This window comes from Variovorax sp. RA8, from assembly GCF_901827175.1.
GTDB lineage: Bacteria > Pseudomonadota > Gammaproteobacteria > Burkholderiales > Burkholderiaceae_C > Variovorax.
This window is the reverse complement of record NZ_LR594662.1, coordinates 4,823,690-4,841,546: the sequence shown is the minus strand read 5'-3', so window position 1 is coordinate 4,841,546 and position 17,857 is coordinate 4,823,690. Positions and strand designations below refer to the sequence as shown.

The 17,857-nt window shown below is 70.4% G+C and carries 18 protein-coding genes; 10 read left to right on the top strand and 8 right to left on the bottom strand.

Annotation, left to right across the window (positions count from 1 at the left end; translation table 11 throughout):
• Positions 1-52: 52 nt before the first annotated feature.
• A complete protein-coding gene (locus tag E5P3_RS22800; RefSeq protein WP_332107406.1) occupies positions 53-1,378 on the top strand; it encodes a D-amino acid dehydrogenase in 1,326 nt (441 codons plus the stop codon).
• Here E5P3_RS22800 and E5P3_RS22795 read toward each other — a convergent pair whose 3' ends face one another.
• Positions 1,379-2,281: a ketopantoate reductase family protein gene (locus tag E5P3_RS22795; protein WP_162588033.1), complete on the bottom strand. Its 903-nt coding sequence runs from the start codon at positions 2,279-2,281 to the stop codon at positions 1,379-1,381. It lies immediately after the preceding gene.
• Positions 2,282-2,480: 199 nt separating this feature from the next.
• Here E5P3_RS22795 and E5P3_RS22790 point away from each other — a divergent pair, with 199 nt between their 5' ends.
• Positions 2,481-2,858: a nuclear transport factor 2 family protein gene (locus E5P3_RS22790; RefSeq protein WP_162588032.1), complete on the top strand. Its 378-nt coding sequence runs from the start codon at positions 2,481-2,483 to the stop codon at positions 2,856-2,858.
• Between the two features lie 3 nt (positions 2,859-2,861).
• On the opposite strand, the gene modC is transcribed toward E5P3_RS22790, so the two are convergent.
• The 3 genes from modC to modA are packed head-to-tail and all read right to left on the bottom strand — an operon-like array spanning position 2,862 to position 5,401.
• Positions 2,862-3,953, bottom strand: coding sequence for a molybdenum ABC transporter ATP-binding protein (modC, locus tag E5P3_RS22785; protein ID WP_162588031.1), 1,092 nt, complete (start codon positions 3,951-3,953; stop codon positions 2,862-2,864).
• Complete coding sequence (modB, locus tag E5P3_RS22780; protein WP_162588030.1) at positions 3,950-4,624, bottom strand: molybdate ABC transporter permease subunit; 675 nt, start codon at positions 4,622-4,624, stop codon at positions 3,950-3,952. Before modB ends, modC begins: the two co-directional genes overlap by 4 nt.
• Positions 4,625-4,636: 12 nt before the next feature.
• The gene (gene modA, locus E5P3_RS22775; RefSeq protein ID WP_162588029.1) at positions 4,637-5,401 is read right to left on the bottom strand and encodes a molybdate ABC transporter substrate-binding protein; all 765 of its coding nucleotides are present in this window, start codon (positions 5,399-5,401) and stop codon (positions 4,637-4,639) included.
• Between the two features lie 58 nt (positions 5,402-5,459).
• Here modA and E5P3_RS22770 point away from each other — a divergent pair, with 58 nt between their 5' ends.
• Positions 5,460-6,212 carry a TOBE domain-containing protein gene (locus tag E5P3_RS22770; protein ID WP_162588028.1) on the top strand — a complete coding sequence of 251 codons (753 nt, stop codon included), beginning with the start codon at positions 5,460-5,462 and terminating at the stop codon, positions 6,210-6,212.
• 61 nt (positions 6,213-6,273) lie between these two features.
• On the opposite strand, the gene E5P3_RS22765 is transcribed toward E5P3_RS22770, so the two are convergent.
• Positions 6,274-6,741, bottom strand: coding sequence for a nuclear transport factor 2 family protein (locus tag E5P3_RS22765; RefSeq protein ID WP_162588027.1), 468 nt, complete (start codon positions 6,739-6,741; stop codon positions 6,274-6,276).
• A gap of 101 nt (positions 6,742-6,842) precedes the next feature.
• On the opposite strand from E5P3_RS22765, the gene E5P3_RS22760 reads away from it, so the two are divergent.
• Entirely contained in the window at positions 6,843-7,424 is a 582-nt protein-coding gene (locus E5P3_RS22760; RefSeq protein WP_162588026.1) for a TetR/AcrR family transcriptional regulator, read from the top strand.
• Between the two features lie 3 nt (positions 7,425-7,427).
• Here the strand turns inward: E5P3_RS22760 and E5P3_RS22755 are convergent, their stop codons facing one another.
• A complete protein-coding gene (locus tag E5P3_RS22755) occupies positions 7,428-8,645 on the bottom strand; it encodes a DUF418 domain-containing protein (protein WP_162588025.1) in 1,218 nt (405 codons plus the stop codon).
• A 143-nt stretch (positions 8,646-8,788) separates the two neighbouring features.
• Between E5P3_RS22755 and aspA the strand changes: the two genes are divergently transcribed.
• On the top strand, positions 8,789-10,210 hold the full coding sequence (gene aspA / locus E5P3_RS22750) for an aspartate ammonia-lyase (RefSeq protein WP_162588024.1): 1,422 nt from the start codon (positions 8,789-8,791) through the stop codon (positions 10,208-10,210).
• Between the two features lie 22 nt (positions 10,211-10,232).
• Here the strand turns inward: aspA and E5P3_RS22745 are convergent, their stop codons facing one another.
• Together E5P3_RS22745 and E5P3_RS22740 are read right to left on the bottom strand one after the other, a co-directional pair.
• On the bottom strand, positions 10,233-10,559 hold the full coding sequence (locus tag E5P3_RS22745) for a thioredoxin family protein (protein WP_162588023.1): 327 nt from the start codon (positions 10,557-10,559) through the stop codon (positions 10,233-10,235).
• A gap of 97 nt (positions 10,560-10,656) precedes the next feature.
• Positions 10,657-11,805: a helix-turn-helix domain-containing protein gene (locus E5P3_RS22740; protein WP_162588022.1), complete on the bottom strand. Its 1,149-nt coding sequence runs from the start codon at positions 11,803-11,805 to the stop codon at positions 10,657-10,659.
• Between the two features lie 157 nt (positions 11,806-11,962).
• Here E5P3_RS22740 and E5P3_RS22735 point away from each other — a divergent pair, with 157 nt between their 5' ends.
• Genes E5P3_RS22735 through E5P3_RS22715 form a run of 5 tightly spaced genes read left to right on the top strand, consistent with a single transcriptional unit; the run spans position 11,963 to position 17,854 of the window.
• A complete protein-coding gene (locus E5P3_RS22735; protein ID WP_162588021.1) occupies positions 11,963-12,457 on the top strand; it encodes a (2Fe-2S)-binding protein in 495 nt (164 codons plus the stop codon).
• An 11-nt stretch (positions 12,458-12,468) separates the two neighbouring features.
• A complete protein-coding gene (locus E5P3_RS22730; RefSeq protein WP_162588020.1) occupies positions 12,469-14,913 on the top strand; it encodes a xanthine dehydrogenase family protein molybdopterin-binding subunit in 2,445 nt (814 codons plus the stop codon).
• A gap of 19 nt (positions 14,914-14,932) precedes the next feature.
• The gene (locus E5P3_RS22725) at positions 14,933-15,724 is read left to right on the top strand and encodes an FAD binding domain-containing protein (RefSeq protein ID WP_162588019.1); all 792 of its coding nucleotides are present in this window, start codon (positions 14,933-14,935) and stop codon (positions 15,722-15,724) included.
• 9 nt (positions 15,725-15,733) lie between these two features.
• Entirely contained in the window at positions 15,734-16,660 is a 927-nt protein-coding gene (locus tag E5P3_RS22720) for an AAA family ATPase (RefSeq protein ID WP_162588018.1), read from the top strand.
• On the top strand, positions 16,661-17,854 hold the full coding sequence (locus E5P3_RS22715) for a vWA domain-containing protein (protein WP_162588017.1): 1,194 nt from the start codon (positions 16,661-16,663) through the stop codon (positions 17,852-17,854).
• Positions 17,855-17,857 lie beyond the last annotated feature (3 nt).

Here is a 17,857-nt window from a genome sequence, read left to right as displayed (position 1 = left end):
TTTGAGTGAAGTTTATGGCAGGAGGACGAATAACCTCTGCTTCTCTCTCGAGATCTACGGAACTGCCATGAAAGTAATTGTTCTGGGCGGCGGCGTCATCGGCGTCACGACGGCCTACTACCTGGCGCGAGCCGGTGCCGAGGTCACGCTGGTCGATCGCCAGCGCGGCCCCGCGGAGGAAACCAGCTTCGCCAATGCCGGCCAGGTCTCCCCCGGCTACTCCACGCCCTGGGCCGCGCCGGGCATTCCGCTGAAGGCGCTCAAGTGGATGTTCCAGAAGCACGCGCCGCTTTCCATCCGGCCGGACGGCAGCCTGTTCCAGCTGCGCTGGATGGCCGCGATGCTGAAGAACTGCTCGCCCGAGCGCTACGCGACCAACAAGGAACGCATGATGCGCGTGGCCGAGTACAGCCGCGACTGCCTTCGCGAGCTGCGCGCGCAGACCGGCGTGCGCTACGAGCACCGCACGCAGGGCACGCTGCAGCTCTTTCGCACCCAGGCGCAGCTCGACGCGGTGCAGCGCGACGTCGAGGTCCTGCAGGCGTGCGGCGTCCCCTTCGAGCTGCTCGACCGCCACCAGCTCGCCACGGTCGAGCCCGCGCTGGCGCGCAGCGCGCAGCAGCTGGCCGGCGGCCTGCGCCTGCCGAACGACGAGACGGGCGACTGCCACCTGTTCACCCGCGGCCTGGCCGAGGTGGCGCGCGGGTTGGGCGTTGCCTTCCGCTTCGACGAGGCCGTCGAGGGCCTGCTCACCGAAGGCGGGCGCATTGGCGGCGTGCGGCTGGCCGGGCCGAAGGCCGAGGTGCTCAAAGCCGATCGCTATGTGCTCGCCTTCGGCAGCTATTCGCGTGCGCTGATCGCGCCGCTCGGGCTGGACATCCCGGTCTACCCGGTCAAGGGCTACTCGCTGACCGTACCGCTGGTCGACCCCACGCTGGCACCGCAATCCACCGTGCTCGACGAGACCTTCAAGATCGCCATCACGCGCTTCGACGACCGCATCCGCGTGGGCGGCATGGCCGAGCTGGCCGGGTTCGACCTGCGCCTCAACCCGCAGCGGCGCGCGACGCTGGAGCGGGTGGTCGGCGAGCTGTTCCCCGGCGGCGACCTGCCGCGTGCCAGCTTCTGGACCGGGCTGCGGCCGATGACGCCCGACAGCACCCCGATCGTGGGCCCCACGCCGTTTGCCAACCTGTACCTCAACACCGGCCACGGCACGCTCGGCTGGACGATGGCCTGCGGCTCCGGAAAGCTGGTGGCCGACCAGGTAATGGGGCGGCGGCCCGACATCCGCACCGACGGGCTGGCGATGGACCGCTATGCCGCGCCGGAGCGGGGGCGCCTCGTCGCAACCGCGCCGGGCGCTGCCTCGGCCTGATCAGACCGGCCGCGCGGCGCGGTCCTCGAGCAGCTTGACCAGCGTGTGCAGGACGCGATTGACCGGCGTCGCAACCCCCAGCGCCTCGCCCTGGCGCAGCACGTAGCCGTTGAGGTGGTCGATCTCGCTGCGCTTGCCGCGTGCCAGGTCCTGCGCGGTGGAGGAGAACTGCGAGGGCATGGTCTCGGCGATGCGCTGCACCGCCGCCCAGGTGTCGCCCGGAACGGCCACGCCGCCGGCCTCGGCCACGGCCAGGCATTCGCGCACCACGTCGGCCATCACGGCCTGCACGCCTTCGCCCTGCGACAGGCGGCCATAGGGCAACTGCGTGATCGCCGAGAAGGCGTTGTAGGCGCAATTGAGGATCAGCTTGGCCCAGAGGGCGCCGTTCACGTTGTCGGAGACCTGCGTGGGCACGCCGGCGGCGATCAGCAGCCCGGCGATTTCGGCGCTCCTGGCCGATGGGGCGATGACCAGCTCGCCGCGCCCATGGTGCTTGACGTGGCCCGGCCCGGCCATCTCGCTGGCCACGTAGACCACCGTTGCCGCGACCTCCTGCGCCAGCGCGGCCTGCAGGCGGGTCGCGTTGTCGACGCCGTTCTGCAGCGTGAGCACCAGGGCATCGGGCGCCAGGTGCGGCCGCATCGCCGCGGCGGTGCTCTCGGTGTCGGTGGACTTCACGCAGAAGAGGACCAGCCCGGCATCGCGCACCGCATCGACCTCGGTGCTGGCCTCCAGCGCCACGCGGGCCTGGAAGGACTGCGTGTCCAGCAGCAGGCCATCGCTGCGGATCGCCTCCACATGCTGCGCCCGCCCGACCAGCACCACCGAATGGCCGGCGCGCGCCAGCATCCCGCCGTAGTAGCAACCCACCGCACCCGCACCCATCACCGCGATCCTCATGACCTGCTCCGTTCAAGAACTGCCTGCATGGTAGTGCGCCCTCGGCAGCCCCGCAGGGCGAAGTCGCCGGTGCGGCAGTAAGGGGCAGCGAGCGCGCAGCCAACCGCATGACCTCCCACGTCATCGACCCGCGGCGCGCCCGCGGCGACCATTCGTTCACCCCGCGCCGTTGCGGGCCCTGAAACGAAAGGATCGCACCATGAACACCGCCGCACCCGATGCCGCGCGCATCGCCGAACAGTACATCGCCGTCTGGAACGAGACCGATGCCGAGCGCCGCCTGAAGCTGCTCGAGGCCCACTGGAGCGCCGACGCGCGCTATGTCGACCCCCTGATGCAGGGCAGCGGCCACGCGCAGATCAGCGCGCTGGTCGGTGGCGTGCAGCAACGCTATCCGGGCTTCCGCTTCAAGCTCAAGGGCCAGGCCGACGCGCACGGCGACCACCTGCGCTTCTCGTGGACCCTGGGCCCGAGCGGCGCCGAGGACCTGGTCGAGGGCACGGACTTCGTGCAGCTCGAGTCCGGCAAGCTGCGCGCGGTGACCGGCTTCCTGGACAAGGTGCCGGTCGGCGCGTGATCGTCACTCGACGATCGCCACGCCCTTGACCTGCGCATGCACGGCCGTGCCCGCGCGAAGGCGCAGCAGTGCGGCCGATTTGCGCGTGATGCGCGCGAGCAGGCGAGCGCCGCCGGCATCCAGTCCCACCATGACCTGCGCGGGGCCGTCGTCCGCGAGATCGGTCACGGTCGCAGGCAGGATGTTGAGCACACTGGTGTCGGCCTGGGGCGTGAGGGTAAGGCTCACGTCGCGCGCGTGGATGCGCACCCGCACGGCCTGGCCGAGGCGCGCGCCGCCGTGCGGCAGCCAGAGTGTGCCGCCGGCGAACGCGAGCCGCGTCAGGCCGAAGGCCGCATCGAAGCCGGTGACGCTGGCCTCGACGAGCGCGCCGGCCGCGTCGCCGTGGGCCAGCGGCAGATCGAGCCGCGTCATCAGCGCATGGGCCGGGCCGCTGGCGACCACGCGCCCGGCCTCCATCAGCACCAGGTGGTCGGCCAGGCGCGCGACCTCGTCCGGCGCGTGGCTCACGTAGATGACCGGGATGTCGAGCTCGGCATGCAGCCGCTCGAGGTAGGGCAGGATCTCGCGCCTGCGCTGCAGGTCGAGCGAGGCCAGGGGCTCGTCCATGAGCAGCAGCCGCGGGCTGGTGGCCAGGGCTCGCGCGATGCCCACGCGCTGGCGCTCGCCGCCGGAGAGCGTGTCGGGCCGGCGGGCCAGCAGATGGCCGATGCCCAGCAGCTCCACCGCCTGCATCAGCGGAACCCGGCGCTGCGTGGCGGCGACCCGCTTCATGCCGTATTCGAGATTGCGCCGCACGTCGAGGTGCGCGAAGAGACGCGTCTCCTGGAACACGTAGCCTAGCGCGCGCCGATGCGTCGGCACGAAGGTCGTGTCGTCCTGCCAGCGCTCGCCGTTGATCTCCACCACCGAGCCGCGGGCCGTCGGCTGCAGCCCCGCGATGGCGCGCAGGCAGGTGGTCTTGCCGCAGCCCGAGGGCCCGAAGAGCGCGCTCACGCCGCGGCCCGGCAGCGTCAGCGCGACCTCGAGCGAGAAGCCGGGATGCTCCACCTTCAGGCGAGCCTGCACGCCCATTCCCGCCGCTGCATCGCTCATCGCCGCCGCCCCGTGGGATTGAGCGCGTAGAGCGCCAGCAGCACGAGAAAGGAGAACAGCACCATGCCGCCGGCCAGCCAGTGCGCCTGCGCATACTCCAGCGCCTCCACGTGGTCGTAGATCTGCACCGACACCACGCGCGTTTTCTCGGGGATGTTGCCGCCGATCATCAGCACCACGCCGAATTCGCCCACCGTGTGGGCGAAGCCCATCACCACGGCCGTGAGATAGCCGGGGCGCGCGAGCGGCAGGGCCACGCTGAAGAAGCGGTCCAGCGGCGAGGCCCGCAGCGTTGCCGCCGCCTCCAGCGGTTCGCTGCCCATGGCCTCGAAACTGTTCTGGAGCGGCTGTACCACGAAGGGCATCGAATACAGCACCGAGCCGATCACCAGCCCCGCGAAGCTGAAGGGCAGCAGGCCCACGCCCAGCCATTGGGTGAAGGCGCCGATCGGCCCGTTCGGCCCCATCGTGACCAGGAAGTAGAAGCCAAGCACGGTGGGCGGCAGCACCAGCGGCAGGGCCACCAGCGCGCCGACGGGGCCCTTCCACGCCGAGCGCGTGCGTGCCAGCCACCAAGCCAAAGGAGTGCCCAGCAGCAGCAGGATCAGCGTGGTGAGCGCCGCCAGCTTGAGCGTGAGGACGATGGCGGCCAGGTCGGCGGCGGTAGGCATGTGTGAACGGCGTTACTCGACGTCATAGCCGAAGGATCGGATCACCGCCTTGGCGGCGTTGGACTTGAGGAAGGCCACGAGCGCCACGGCGGCCGCATTGTCCTTGCCGCGGGCCAGCAGCACGGCGTGCTGGCGGATCGGGCTGTGCAGCTCGGCCGGCACGATCCAGGCCGAGCCGCTCTTGAGCTTGCCGTTCTCCCACACCTGCGACAGCGCAACGAAGCCGAGCTCCGCATTGCCGGTGGAAACGAAGCCGAAGGCCTGACCGATGCCCTCGCCCTGCACGAACTTCGGCTCCAGCCGGGCGAGCACGCCCAGCCGTGTCATCGTCTCGACGGCCGCCGCGCCGTAGGGCGCGAGCCTGGGCGCGGCGAGCGCGATGTGCGCAAAGCTGCCGCTCTTCAGCACCTCGCCGCTGGCGTCCACCAGATCGGGCCGGGCCGACCACAGCACCAGCTTGCCGGTCGCGTAGTTGAAGCGGCTGCCCGGCACGGTCGCGCCTTCGGTGTCGAGCTTGGCCGGCGTCTCATCGTCGGCCGCCAGGAAGACATCGAAGGGCGCGCCGCTGCGGATCTGCGCGTAGAACTTGCCCGTCGAGCCCGAGGAGAGCACCGCCTTGTGGCCCGTCGCCTTCTCGAAGCCGGCGGCCAGCACCTTCATCGGGCCGGCGAAGTTGGCCGCGACCGCGACCTGGACCTCGGCCGCGTGGACGGCCAGCGAGGCGGCCAGCGCGAGCAGGGCGGCGAGCGAGCGCGAGAGCAGGGATGCGGGGTTCATCTTCGCTATTCATCATCGGAATAGCGAAAGTGTAAGGCCCGGCTGCACAATGCCGCGCATGGCATCTCCCCGCTTCGGCGACGCGCTCGGCCACGGCATGAGCGACAAGCGCATCGACATCCTGCGCGGCATCGGCCGCACGGGCAGCATCTCGCAGGCCGCGCGCGAGGCGGCGGTGAGCTACAAGGCCGCGTGGCAGGCGGTCGCGACGCTCACCAACCTGGCCGGCGTGCCGCTGGTGGAGCGGGCGGTGGGCGGTGCAGGCGGCGGGGGAGCCTCGCTCACGGCGCATGGCACGCATCTGCTCGAGCTGGCCGACGCACTGGCACGGGCGCGGCGCGAGGTGCAATCGCGTGCAGGGGCCGCGGGCGCGGGATCGGCGGTCGCGCGGCTGGCCATTCGCACCAGCATGCGCAATCAGCTGCCGGCGATCGTGCAGTCGATCGAACCCACCGGCCGCATCGTCCGCGTGACGCTGTTGCTGGGCGGCGTGCAGCCCATGGCCGCGCGGATCACGCAGGAAAGCGCCGAGCTCCTGGGCTTGGCCGAAGGCATGGAGTCGATCGCACTGTGCAAGGCGACGGCGGTGCGCATCGGCCGTGCCGCCGCGCCGCGCCGGACCCGCGGCAACCAGCTTGCCGGCGTCGTGCAGGGCGTTGCGCGCGGTGAGGACGGGGACGAGATCGCGATGGCGCTCGAAGGCGGCCTGCAACTCGTCGGCTTCGCACCCGGCGGGTCGGGGCTGCGTGCGCGGCAGCGCGTGCTGGCCACGGTCGACGAAGCGGCTGTGGTGGTGGCGTTGCCGGGGTAGGGGCTCCGCGCAGCCGTCCGTCTTGACCGGACAGCGCCGGTGCTCACCCCCAGTGGTCAGCTCAGAGCCCCAGGTCGCTCAGCCCCGGATGCTCGTCCGGCCGCCGCCCCAGCGGCCAGAAGAACTTGCGTTCGCTCTCCTTGATCGGCAGGTCGTTGATGCTCGCGTGGCGGTGCGTCATCAGGCCGGCGTCGTTGAACTCCCAGTTCTCGTTGCCGTAGCTGCGGAACCAGTTGCCGGCGTCGTCGTGCCATTCGTAGGCGAAACGCACTGCGATGCGCGGGCCGCCGAAGGCCCACAGTTCCTTGATCAGGCGGTAGTCCAGCTCGCGCGCCCACTTGCGTTCGAGCAGGACCTGCGCGGCAGCGCGCCCGACCGGGAACTCGGCGCGGTTGCGCCAGCGGGTGTCCTCGCTGTAGGCCAGCGCCACCCGGGCAGGATCTCGTGAGTTCCAGCCGTCCTCGGCAAGGCGGACCTTCTGGGTGGCGGTTTCGAGCGTGAAGGGCGGCAGGGGCGGGCGGGTTTCCATGGCGGGTTCCTGGTTGAATGAGGTAGGGATCTACGGAGTAGACAGAGCTGTCTACATTGCCAGTCTAGCCCAGGTAGACGGATCTGTCTACAATGCCTCGCATGTCGACCGCACAACTTCCGCAGCGCCAGGAGCTCCCGGCCCGCGACCGCATCCTGCTGACCGCGCACGACCTGTTCTACAGCGAGGGCATCCGTGCCACGGGCATCGACCGCGTGATTGCGGAGTCGGGCGTCGCGAAGCTCACCTTCTACCGGCACTTTCCGAGCAAGAACGAGCTGGTTCGCGCCTTCCTGGCCTATCGCCATGAGCGCTGGATGGCCTGGTTCGCCGATGCGCTCCAGCGCCACGGCGCCGACCGCGGCAAGGGAGTCGATGCGCTCGTGCCGGCCCTGCGCGAGTGGTTCTCGGACCCGCGCTTTCGCGGCTGCGCGTTTCTCAACAGCGTGGGCGAGCTGGGCGGTGCGCTGCCCGAGGTGCTGGAGATCGCACGTAATCACAAGCTCGCCATGACGACCGAGATCGAGAAGCTGCTGCCGCCCTCGCGCCAGCGCGCAAGAGACGCCCAATTGATCGCACTGGCCGTCGACGGCGCCATCGCGCACGCGCAGTTCGACCCTGCGCCGGAGACGGCGCTCAAGTCACTGGAAAGGCTGGTGAAGCTGGTGCGCGGCGTAACCTGAGACTCAGCGCACCGGGCGCTGCGACGTCCTGCGCATCGCCGGCCAGCCGCCGACGGTCAGCGCGCGCAGGACCCATTCCACCGGGCCATAGGCGAAGCGTCGCAGCCACCAGGCGCTGGCCGCCATCTGGCTGGCGAAGAGGCCCAGTGCGATCAGCACGCTGGACCCCGGCGAGACCCGGCCCATGAGGCCGAGCCCATAGCCGGTGAAGATCAGCGAGCACGCCAGCGACTGCAGCAGGTAGTTGGACAGCGCCATGCGCCCCGCGGGCGCCAGCGCGCGAACGACGCGCGCGCCGGCATCGCGCTGGAACAGCATCAGCGCGAGGGCCACGTAGGCGGCACTGAGGAACGGCGCGCTCAGGAGGCTCACGCCCAGGCCCAGGATGTCCCGTCCGGAGCCCACGCCCCAAACCGTGGCGTTTGCATAGAACACCGCGCCCGGCACGCCCACTGCGAGGCCCCAAGCGGCCAGGCGGGGCCAAAGGCCGCGGTGGGCGTCGAGGTCGGCGAAGATGCGGCGCCGGCCCGCCGCGAAGCCGGCCATGAACATGGCCAGCGCGCACGGTCCCTGGACCAGCACCAGGACCCACCAGCTGTTGCCCCACTCGCGCAGGCGCTGCGCGACCACGCCGGCGGGCGGGCCCAGCCAGGCCTGCTGCGCAGCCTCCGCACGCGCGAGGGCACCGGCGAGGTCCGTGAACTCGCCGGTGCGCAGCTGCAGTCCGCCCAGCACGATCAGGACCATCGCCGGCAGCACGGTGAGGACGCAGGCGCGCCGGAGCGCCTGGGCCTCGCTCTGGCGGCGTGCGACCAGGAGCACCAGCCCCAGCACGGCATAGGCGCACAGGATGTCTCCGTGATAGAGCCAGACCGCGTGCGCCACGCCGATGACTGCGAGCCCGGACAGCCGGCGCAGCATGCGCGGCACGAAGGCCGCGCGGCTGTGCCCGGCCGCGCTCATCTGCAAGGTGAAGCTGTAGCCGAAAAGGAAGGAAAACAGCAGGTAGAACTTGGTCTCGAACAGGCAGGCCACCCCCCAGCGCACGGCGCGGTCGATGGGCCGGGCGAACAGCGGATCGGGCACCGCCGCGACGTAATAGGCGGAGGCGAACGAGGCGATGTTGACGATCAGGATGCCCGCCAGCGCGAAGCCGCGCAGCGCGTCCAGCTGCTGCAGCCGCAGTGGCTGGGGGGTATCGGGGGAGGAGAGGGCGGCCATGGTTAGATCGTAGGGTGCGCCGCGCGATCGGGTCACCCGGGGCCGGACGCGCCGGGTCCACGCGCGGCTTTGCGGCGAAGCGCCTTGGGCGCACACTCCGGTCCAGCCCCCGAAGCAACACGAGCCGCACAAGGACGCAAAGCATGAGCAAGTTCCGCATCGAACACGATCTGCTGGGTGACCGCGAGGTACCCGCCGAGGCCTACTACGGTGTCCACACGCTGCGCGCCAAGGAGAACTTCCAGATCTCGGGCACCACCATCTCGGCCTTCCCGGAGCTGGTGATTGCGCTGGCCTCCGTCAAGGAAGCGGCGGCGCAGGCCAATGCCGAACTGGGCCTGCTGCCCCCCGAGCTGCGCGACGCCATCGTGGCTGCCTGCGAGGAGATCCGCCACGGCGCGCTGCACGACCAGTTCGTGGTCGACGTGATCCAGGGCGGGGCGGGCACCTCCACCAACATGAACGCCAACGAGGTGGTGTGCAACCGCGCGCTGGAAATCCTCGGCCACCAGCGCGGCGAGTACCAGTACCTGCACCCCAACGAGCACGTCAACATGGCGCAGAGCACCAATGACGTATACCCGACGGCGATCCGCGTCGCCACCTGCTTCGCGATCGAGCGCCTGCTGGCGGCGATGGCGCACCTGCGCGGCGCCTTTGCCGCCAAGGCCACGGAGTTCGCGCACCTGCTCAAGATCGGCCGCACCCAGCTGCAGGACGCGGTGCCGATGACGCTGGGCCAGGAGTTCTCGACCTACGCGGTCATGCTGGAGGAGGACATCGCGCGCCTGACCGAGGCCTCGGCGCTGATCCGCGAGATCAACCTCGGCGCCACCGCGATCGGCACCGGCATCACCGCCCATCCCGAGTACGCGGGCAAGGCGCTGGCGGCGTTGCGCTCGATCACCCGGCTCGACCTTTCCACCGCGCCCAACCTGATCGAGGCGACGCAGGACTGCGGCGCCTTCGTGCAGCTGTCGGGCGTGCTCAAGCGCATCGCTGTCAAGCTGTCGAAGACCTGCAACGACCTGCGCCTGCTCTCCAGCGGGCCGCGCTCGGGCCTGGGCGAAATCAACCTGCCGCCGATGCAGGCCGGCTCATCGATCATGCCGGGCAAGGTCAACCCGGTGATCCCGGAAGTGGTGAACCAGATCTGCTTCGAGGTGTTCGGCAACGACCTGACCGTGACCTTTGCCGCCGAGGGCGGGCAGCTGCAGCTCAATGCCTTCGAGCCGATCATTGCCAGCGCTCTGTTCCGCAGCTTCAAGCACTTGACCAACGGCTGCACGACGCTGGCCGACCTGTGCGTGAAGGGCATCACCGCCAACCCGGACCGGCTGCGCGAGAGCATCGAACGCTCGATCGCGCTGGTCACCGCGCTCAATCCGATCATCGGCTACAAGGAGGCGACCGAGGTCGCGGCCGAGGCCTACGCCAACGGCACCAATGTTCGGGAGGTGGTGCTCAGGCGCAAGCTCATGACCGAGGCCGAACTGGAGGACGCGCTGCGCCACGAGGTGCTGACGCAGCCGCGGGTCTACGAAAAAGCGCGCAAGGGCGGCTGATTCCGCGCGCCGCGGGCATGCCCTAGGCAGGCTGGGCGAGCCGGGCGAGCTCGTCCGAGATCGCATCGACGCTCGTGGGCCGCACCAGCCGCCCCACTTCCCGGCCGTCGCGCAGGAAGATCAGCGTAGGCCAGAGCTTGACGCCGTAGGAGCGGCCCAGCGGCCGGCCGCTGCCGTCCTCGATCTTCAGGTGGCGCAGCGGCTCCGCGCCGGCCAGCGCCTTGGCGATCAGCGGCTGCGCCGCCTTGCAGATGCCGCACCAGGGGGCGCCGAACTCGACGAGCGTGGAACCGGAGAGACCGTCGACCTCCTCGCGGGAGGGCTCGGCGTTTGCGTAGCTAGTGTTCATGCCGTGATTCTGGAAGGGACGGCGCGGCCGCGCTTGCGCGGGGATTTCGGGGGCCGGCGTCGGTCTTGGCCGACGGGGCGCGGAGCGGCCGTGCAGCTCATGCAGGCTTGGAGCGCCGCCGCCGCCCCAGCTTGCGGTAGACGGTCGCGCGGCTGATACCCAGCGCGCGTGCCGCCTCGGCCACGTTGCCGCGTGCATCGTCGACGGCACGGCGGATCAGCGCCGTCTCGACATCGCGCAGGCGCGGGCGTTCGGGGCCGGTCGCGTGCGGCGGCGGCGCGCGATCGGCGAGTTGCGGCCTCGCCTGCACGCGCAGGCCGGACCACAGCGGCACCTCCAGCGCCGCGTCGCCGCGTCGCGCCGCGTCGAACAGCATGTGCGGCGGCAGCGCGAACAGATCGCTGCAGTGCGGCGCGGCCTGCGCACCCGGTGGCCGGTGCAGCATCTGGCGCGCCGCCGTGTTGCTGGCCGTGACGCGGCCGTCGGCATCGATGCACACAAGGCCTTCGCTGCCGGGCCCGGCGCCGTAGCCCGGCCAGTCCAGGCGCAGCCGCAGTGCGCACGGGTGGTTGTGCACCATCGCGTTCTCGATGCTGTGCGCCGACTGCACCGCCAGGTGCCGCAGCTCGGGCCGCTCTGCCACCTGCACGCCGGTCAGGTCCAGCATGCCGACGCACTCCCCCTGCGGGCCGAACAGCGGGGCGCCCGCGCAGCTGTAGATGGCGGTGTCGTCGAAGAAGTGCTCGCCGCGGTGCAGCCAAACGGATTCGTGCTCGGCCAGCGCGGCACCGATGGCGGTGGTGCCGACCGCGCGCTCCGACAGGTCGACGCCCACGCGCGCGATGTCGCGCGCATGGCGGTCGGCCGGGTCGCTGCCGCCGGGCAGGGGGCCGACCTCGATCACGATGCCGTCGGCGTCGGTCAGGATCGCGAAGTAGCGCGTGTCGGCGATGGCGCGCGACAGCCGCGCCAGCACCGGCCGCGCGGCCGCGAGCAGGGCCCGGTTGCGCTCGGCCACGCGATGGACCGCCTGGCGCGTGACGGGATCGAAGCTCAGCCGCTGCTGCGGCCGGTGGCCCGCCGCGAGGCAGCGCTGCCAGGAGCGCAGCAGCCAGGGCTCGATGCGGGCGCCGCGTGCGCCGGCCGGTTCGCCCTCGATCCATTCGCGCCGCGCCTGGGCAATGGCGAGCGAGCGTTCGGGCAGGGGCGTGGAAGAGATGCTCATCGTGATGGAAGGCGCCGTCATCGACGCATGCTGAAGGCCCGCCGCGCGGCGGGATGTTTCATTTTGAGAATTTCAAGGGCAAGCCGCAAGCGCCTAGGGTTTTGCCTAGGGTGGTGACCCTGGCCGGCGGCCAACATTCCAGTTGCTTCCCAGCCATCACCAATACGGAGACAGCCACATGCAGGTTCCATTCACGGTCAACGGCCGCGCGGTCACGGTCGATGCACCCCCCAACACCTTCCTGGTGCAAGCCATCCGGGAACATCTCCACCTGACGGGCACCCACGTGGGCTGCGACACCGCGCAGTGCGGCGCCTGCACGATCCTGGTCGATGGCCGCGCGGTCAAGTCGTGCAACGTGCTGGTGGCGCAGGTGGCCGGCGCCCAGATCACCACCATCGAGGGCGTCGCGCAGCCCGACGGCACGCTGCATCCGATGCAGGCCGCCTTCAAGGAGTGCCACGGCCTGCAGTGCGGCTTCTGCACCCCGGGCATGGTGATGAGCGCGATCGACCTGTGCACCCACCACCCCAAGGCCAGCGAGACCGAGATCCGCGAACTGCTGGACGGCAACCTGTGCCGCTGCACCGGCTACCAGAACATCGTCAAGGCCGTGCAGATGGGCGGCGAGGCCATGGCGGCCGCGCCGGCCCAGGCCTCGGCCACGGCATAAGGAGCACGACCATGGGCGCACCCGACTTCGCGAAACTGCCGCACATCGGCGAGGCACTCAGGCGCAAGGAAGACTACCGCTTCCTCACCGGCGCCGGGCAATACACCGACGACGTGAACCTGGCCAACCAGTCCCACGCCGTGTTCCTGCGCTCGCCGCATGCGCATGCGGCGATCAAGTCCATCGACACCACGGCGGCCTCGAAGATGCCTGGCGTGGTGGGCATCTTCAGCGGCAAGGACATCGACGGCAAGATGGGCGGGCTGCCCTGCGGCTGGCTCATCAACAACCCCGACGGCACGCCGATGAAGGAGCCGCCGCACCCCATCCTCGCCATCGGCAAGGTGCGCTATGTGGGCGACCACGTGGCGATGGTGGTGGCCGATACGGTGGAGCAGGCCAAGGACGCCGCCGAGGCGATCGAGGTCGACTACGAGGTGCTGCCCGCGCTGGTGAGCGTGGCGGATGCCGCGAAGAAGGCCGGCGGCGTCACCCTTCACGATGCCGCGCCCGACAACCAGTGCTACAAGTGGGCGCTCGGCGACAAGGCCCAGGTCGACGCGGCCTTCGCCAAGGCGGCGCACGTGACGAAGCTGGACCTCGTCAACAACCGGCTCGTCCCCAACCCGATGGAGCCGCGGGTCGCGATCGGCAGCTACAACCGAGCCAACGACGAGTACACGCTCTACGTCGCCAACCAGAACCCGCATGTGGAGCGGCTGCTCATGACGGCCTTCGTGCTGGGCCTGCCCGAGCACAAGGTGCGGGTGATCGCGCCCGACGTGGGCGGCGGCTTCGGCTCCAAGATCTTCCTCTACGCCGAGGACGTGGCGCTGACCTGGGCCGCGAAGCAGCTCAACCGCAGCATCAAGTGGACGGGCGAGCGCGCCGAGTGCTTCCTGTCCGACGCGCACGGCCGCGACCACGTGAGCCATGCCGAGATGGCGATGGACAAGGACGGGAAGTTCCTCGCCCTGCGCGTGCACACCGATGCGAACCTGGGCGCCTACCTGTCGACCTTCTCGACCGCGGTGCCGACCATCCTCTACGCCACGCTGCTGGCGGGCCAGTACACCACGCCGCAGATCTACGTCGAGGTCGATGCGTGGTTCACCAACACCGCGCCGGTCGACGCGTACCGGGGCGCGGGCCGGCCGGAAGCGACCTACCTGCTGGAGCGCCTGGTCTCGCGCTGCGCCTGGGAAATGAATCTCGGGCAGGACGAGATCCGCAAGCGCAACTTCATCACCGAGTTCCCCTACCAGACGCCGGTCGCGCTGCAGTACGACACCGGCGACTTCCACGCCTCCATGGACAAGGCAAAGGAGCTGGCCGAGGTGGCAGGCTTCGCGGAGCGCAAGAAGGCGAGCGAGGCCAGGGGCAAGCTGCGCGGCATGGGCTACTCCAGCTACATCGAGGCCTGCGGCATCGCGCCTTCCAACATCGCGGGTGCGCTGGGCGCACGCGCGGGCCTGTTCGAATGCGGCGAGATCCGCGTGCACCCGACCGGCAGCGTGACCGTCTTCACCGGCTCGCACAGCCATGGCCAGGGCCACGAGACCACCTTCGCGCAGGTCGTCGCCGCGCGGCTGGGCATCCCGGTCGAGAACGTGGACGTGGTGCACGGCGACACCGGCCGCGTGCCCTTCGGCATGGGCACCTACGGCTCGCGCTCGATCTCGGTCGGCGGCGCGGCGATCATGAAGGCGCTCGACAAGATCGAGACCAAGGCCAAGAAGATCGCCGCCCACCTGATGGAGGCCAGCGATGCCGATGTGGAGTTCGCCAACGGCGAGTTCACCATCAAGGGCACCGACAAGAAGATCCCCTTCGGCCAGGTGGCGCTGACGGCCTACGTGCCGCACAACTACCCGCTCGACAAGCTGGAGCCGGGGCTCGACGAGACCGCCTTCTACGACCCGACCAACTTCACCTTCCCGGGCGGCACCTACATCTGCGAGGTGGAGGTGGACAAGGAGACCGGCGAGGTGAAGGTCGACCGCTTCACCGCGGTGGACGACTTCGGCACCATCATCAACCCGATGATCGTCGAGGGCCAGGTGCACGGTGGCATCGTGCAGGGCCTGGGCCAGGCGCTGATGGAGAACTGCGTCTACGACAAGGAAAGCGGTCAGCTGCTGACCGGCAGCTTCATGGACTACGCCATGCCGCGGGCCGACGATTTCCCGATGTTCAAGCTCGGCACCACCTGCACGCCCTGTACCCACAACCCGCTGGGCACCAAGGGCTGCGGCGAGGCCGGCGCCATCGGCTCGCCCCCGGCGCTGATCAACGCGGTGCTCGACGCGCTGGCGCCGCTGGGCGTGAAGGACTTCGACATGCCTGCATCGCCGCACCGCGTGTGGGAAGCCATCCAGAAGGGCAGCGTGAGCCCGACGCAGGAACCGCAGCAAGCGCCCTTGACCGCCAGCACCCAGGGCCGCCCGGCGCCCTGACCTCAGGAGGAAATCCAACATGTATGCCTTCACCCTCGAACGTCCCGCCAGCGTGGCGGATGCGGCCAGGCTGGCCGCGGCCGGCGGCAAGCTGCTGGCCGGCGGCCAGACCCTGCTGGCCTCGATGAAGCTGCGCCTCGCGGCGCCGGAGCAACTGGTCGACCTCGGCGGCATCAAGGAGCTGGCCGGCGTCAGGAAGGAGGGCAATGCCTTCGTGATCGGCGCCATGACGCGCCATCTCGACGTCGGCGCCAACGCGGAAATCAAGGCCGCCTTCCCGGCCCTGGCCTGGCTGGCCCGTCACATCGGCGACCGCCAGGTCCGCGCCATGGGCACCATCGGCGGCTCGCTGGCCAACAACGATCCCTCGGCCTGCTACCCGAGTGCCGTGCTGGGCTCGGGCGCCACCGTCATCACCAGCAAGCGCGAGATCGCCGCCGACGACTTCTTCCAAGGCCTGTTCGCGACCGCGCTGGAGGAGGGCGAGCTGATCACCGCGGTCCGCTTCCCGATCCCGAAGCGCGCGGCCTACGAGAAGCTGCGCCAGAAGGCCTCCAACTTCCCGCTGGTCGGCATCTTCGTGACGCAAGGCGACGGCGGCGTGCGCGTGGCCGTCACCGGCGCGGGCAATGGCGTGTTCCGGCACAAGGGGCTCGAAGAAGCGCTGACCAAGAGCTTCACTCCCGAGGCCGCGGCCGGCGTGAAGATCGACGCGAGCGAGCTCAACAGCGACCTGCATGCGACGGCGGCCTACCGCGCCAATCTGATAGGCGTGCTGACGCAGCGGGCAGTGCGCAAGGCGCTGGGCTAAGCTTTCCGGATGACCGACGCCACGCTTGCCACGACCTTCCCGTTTCCGACCATCGACGCGGTCGTGCAGGCGCTGGAAGGCGCGGGCTACTACGCCGACCGGCGGCTGGCGACGGCGGTGTTTCTCGCGCTCAAGCTGCAGCGCCCGCTGCTGCTGGAGGGCGAGCCCGGCGTGGGCAAGACCGAACTGGCCAAGGCGCTGTCGAGCGCGCTGCAGCGCGAGCTGCTGCGGCTGCAGTGCTACGACGGACTGGAGCAGCGCGAGGCGCTCTACGAATGGAACTACGCCGCGCAGCTGCTGCACATGCGCGCGGCCGAGGCGCACGGCGCGGCGCGCGATGTGGAAGCCGAGGTCTACCAGCCGCACTACCTGATCCGCCGGCCGCTCCTGCAGGCCCTGCAGGCGCCGGCGCCCGGCGCCGTGCTGCTGATCGACGAGGTCGATCGTGCCGACGAGCCCTTCGAGGCCTTCCTGCTCGAATACCTCGGCGAATACCAGATCAGCATTCCCGAGCTGGGCACGGTGCGCGCACTGGTCCCGCCGGTGACGCTGCTCACCAGCAACCGCACGCGCGAGCTCAACGACGCGGTCAAGCGCCGCTGCCTCTACCACTGGCTGGACTACCCCGAGCGCGAGCGCGAGCTGTCGATCGTGCGCGCGCAGGTGCCGGGCGCCAGCGAGCGCCTGTCCGCGCAGGTCGCGGCCTTCGTCGCCGGGTTGCGCAGCGCGCCTTTCGCCAATGCCTTCCAGCGCGCGCCCGGCATCGCCGAGAGCGTGGAATGGGCCCGCGCCCTGGTCGCGCTCGACACGCTGGCCCTCGACCCCGAGGTCGTGGTAGACACCGCCGGCATCCTCTTCAAGCAGCGTGACGACGTGGCGGCGTTGACGCTGGATCTGGCCTCGGAGTTGCTGAAGACCGGCGAGACGGGGACATGAATGCACCAGCTCGGTGACGCCCGCCGCGGCAAGCTGGCCGACAACATGGCCGGCTTCGGCCGCGCATTGCGGCGTGCCGGCGTGCGTACCGATTCGGCCCGCATCGCGCTCGCGGCCGAGGCCGCGATGCTCGTGGGCGTACAAAGCCGGGCCGACCTCGCCGCCGCGATGGAGGCCGTGATGATCAGCCGCGAGCAGGACCGCGGGGTCTTCCGCGAGCTCTTCGACGCCTGGTTCCGCGACCCCGAACTCGCCGCCAAGCTGCTCGCGCAGATGCTGCCGAGCGCCGAGGGAAAGGCCGAGCCCTCGAAGCGCCGGCCGCGGGTGCGCGAGGCGCTCGCCGCGCCACGCGAGACGGTGCAGGCCGCGCAGACCGAGCGCGAGGTGGACTTCGATGCCGCCATGACCGCCAGCGACCGCCAGCGCATGCACCATGCCGACTTCAACGCGCTGGGCGCCGCCGAGTACCGGCTGGTGGAGCGCCTGGCGCGCGATGTCTCGCTGCCGGTGCCCACCATCCCCGCGCGGCGCCTGCATGCGGCCGGCGACGCCGGCGCCCATTCGCGCATGAATTGGCCGGGCGTCTGGCACGAAGCCGGCCGCACCGGCGGCGAGATGCTGCGCCTGCCGCGGCTCGCGCGGCGCACGCAGCCGCTGCCCCTGCTGGTGCTGATCGATGTCTCGGGCTCGATGGAGCGCTATGCGCGCCTGCTGCTGGCCTTCCTGCATGCGGCGACGCGCCGTGCCGGGCGGCGCGACGTGTTCGCCTTCGGCACCCAGCTGACCGACCTGACGCCGGCCTTCCGCATCGCCGACACCGACGCCATGCTGGGCGCCGCCGGCGAGGCGATCGCCGATTTCGCCGGCGGCACCCGTCTGGGCGCTTCGTTGGCCGAGCTGCGGCGGCACCACGCGCGCCGATTGACCGGCCGCCGCACTCTCGTGCTGGTGATCAGCGACGGCCTGGACACCGGCGAGCCCGAGGTGCTGGAGCGCGAGCTGCTGTGGCTCAAGCGCCATTCGCGGCGCATGCTGTGGCTCAATCCGCTGCTGCGCTACGAAGGCTATGCCCCGCTGGCGCGCGGGGCCGCGGTGCTGCACCGCCATGCGGACGCGATGCTCGCGGTCCACAATCTCAACGCACTGGAGCAACTGGCCTCCAGCCTCGCGGCGCTGATGCGCTGCGGCCGGTGACGA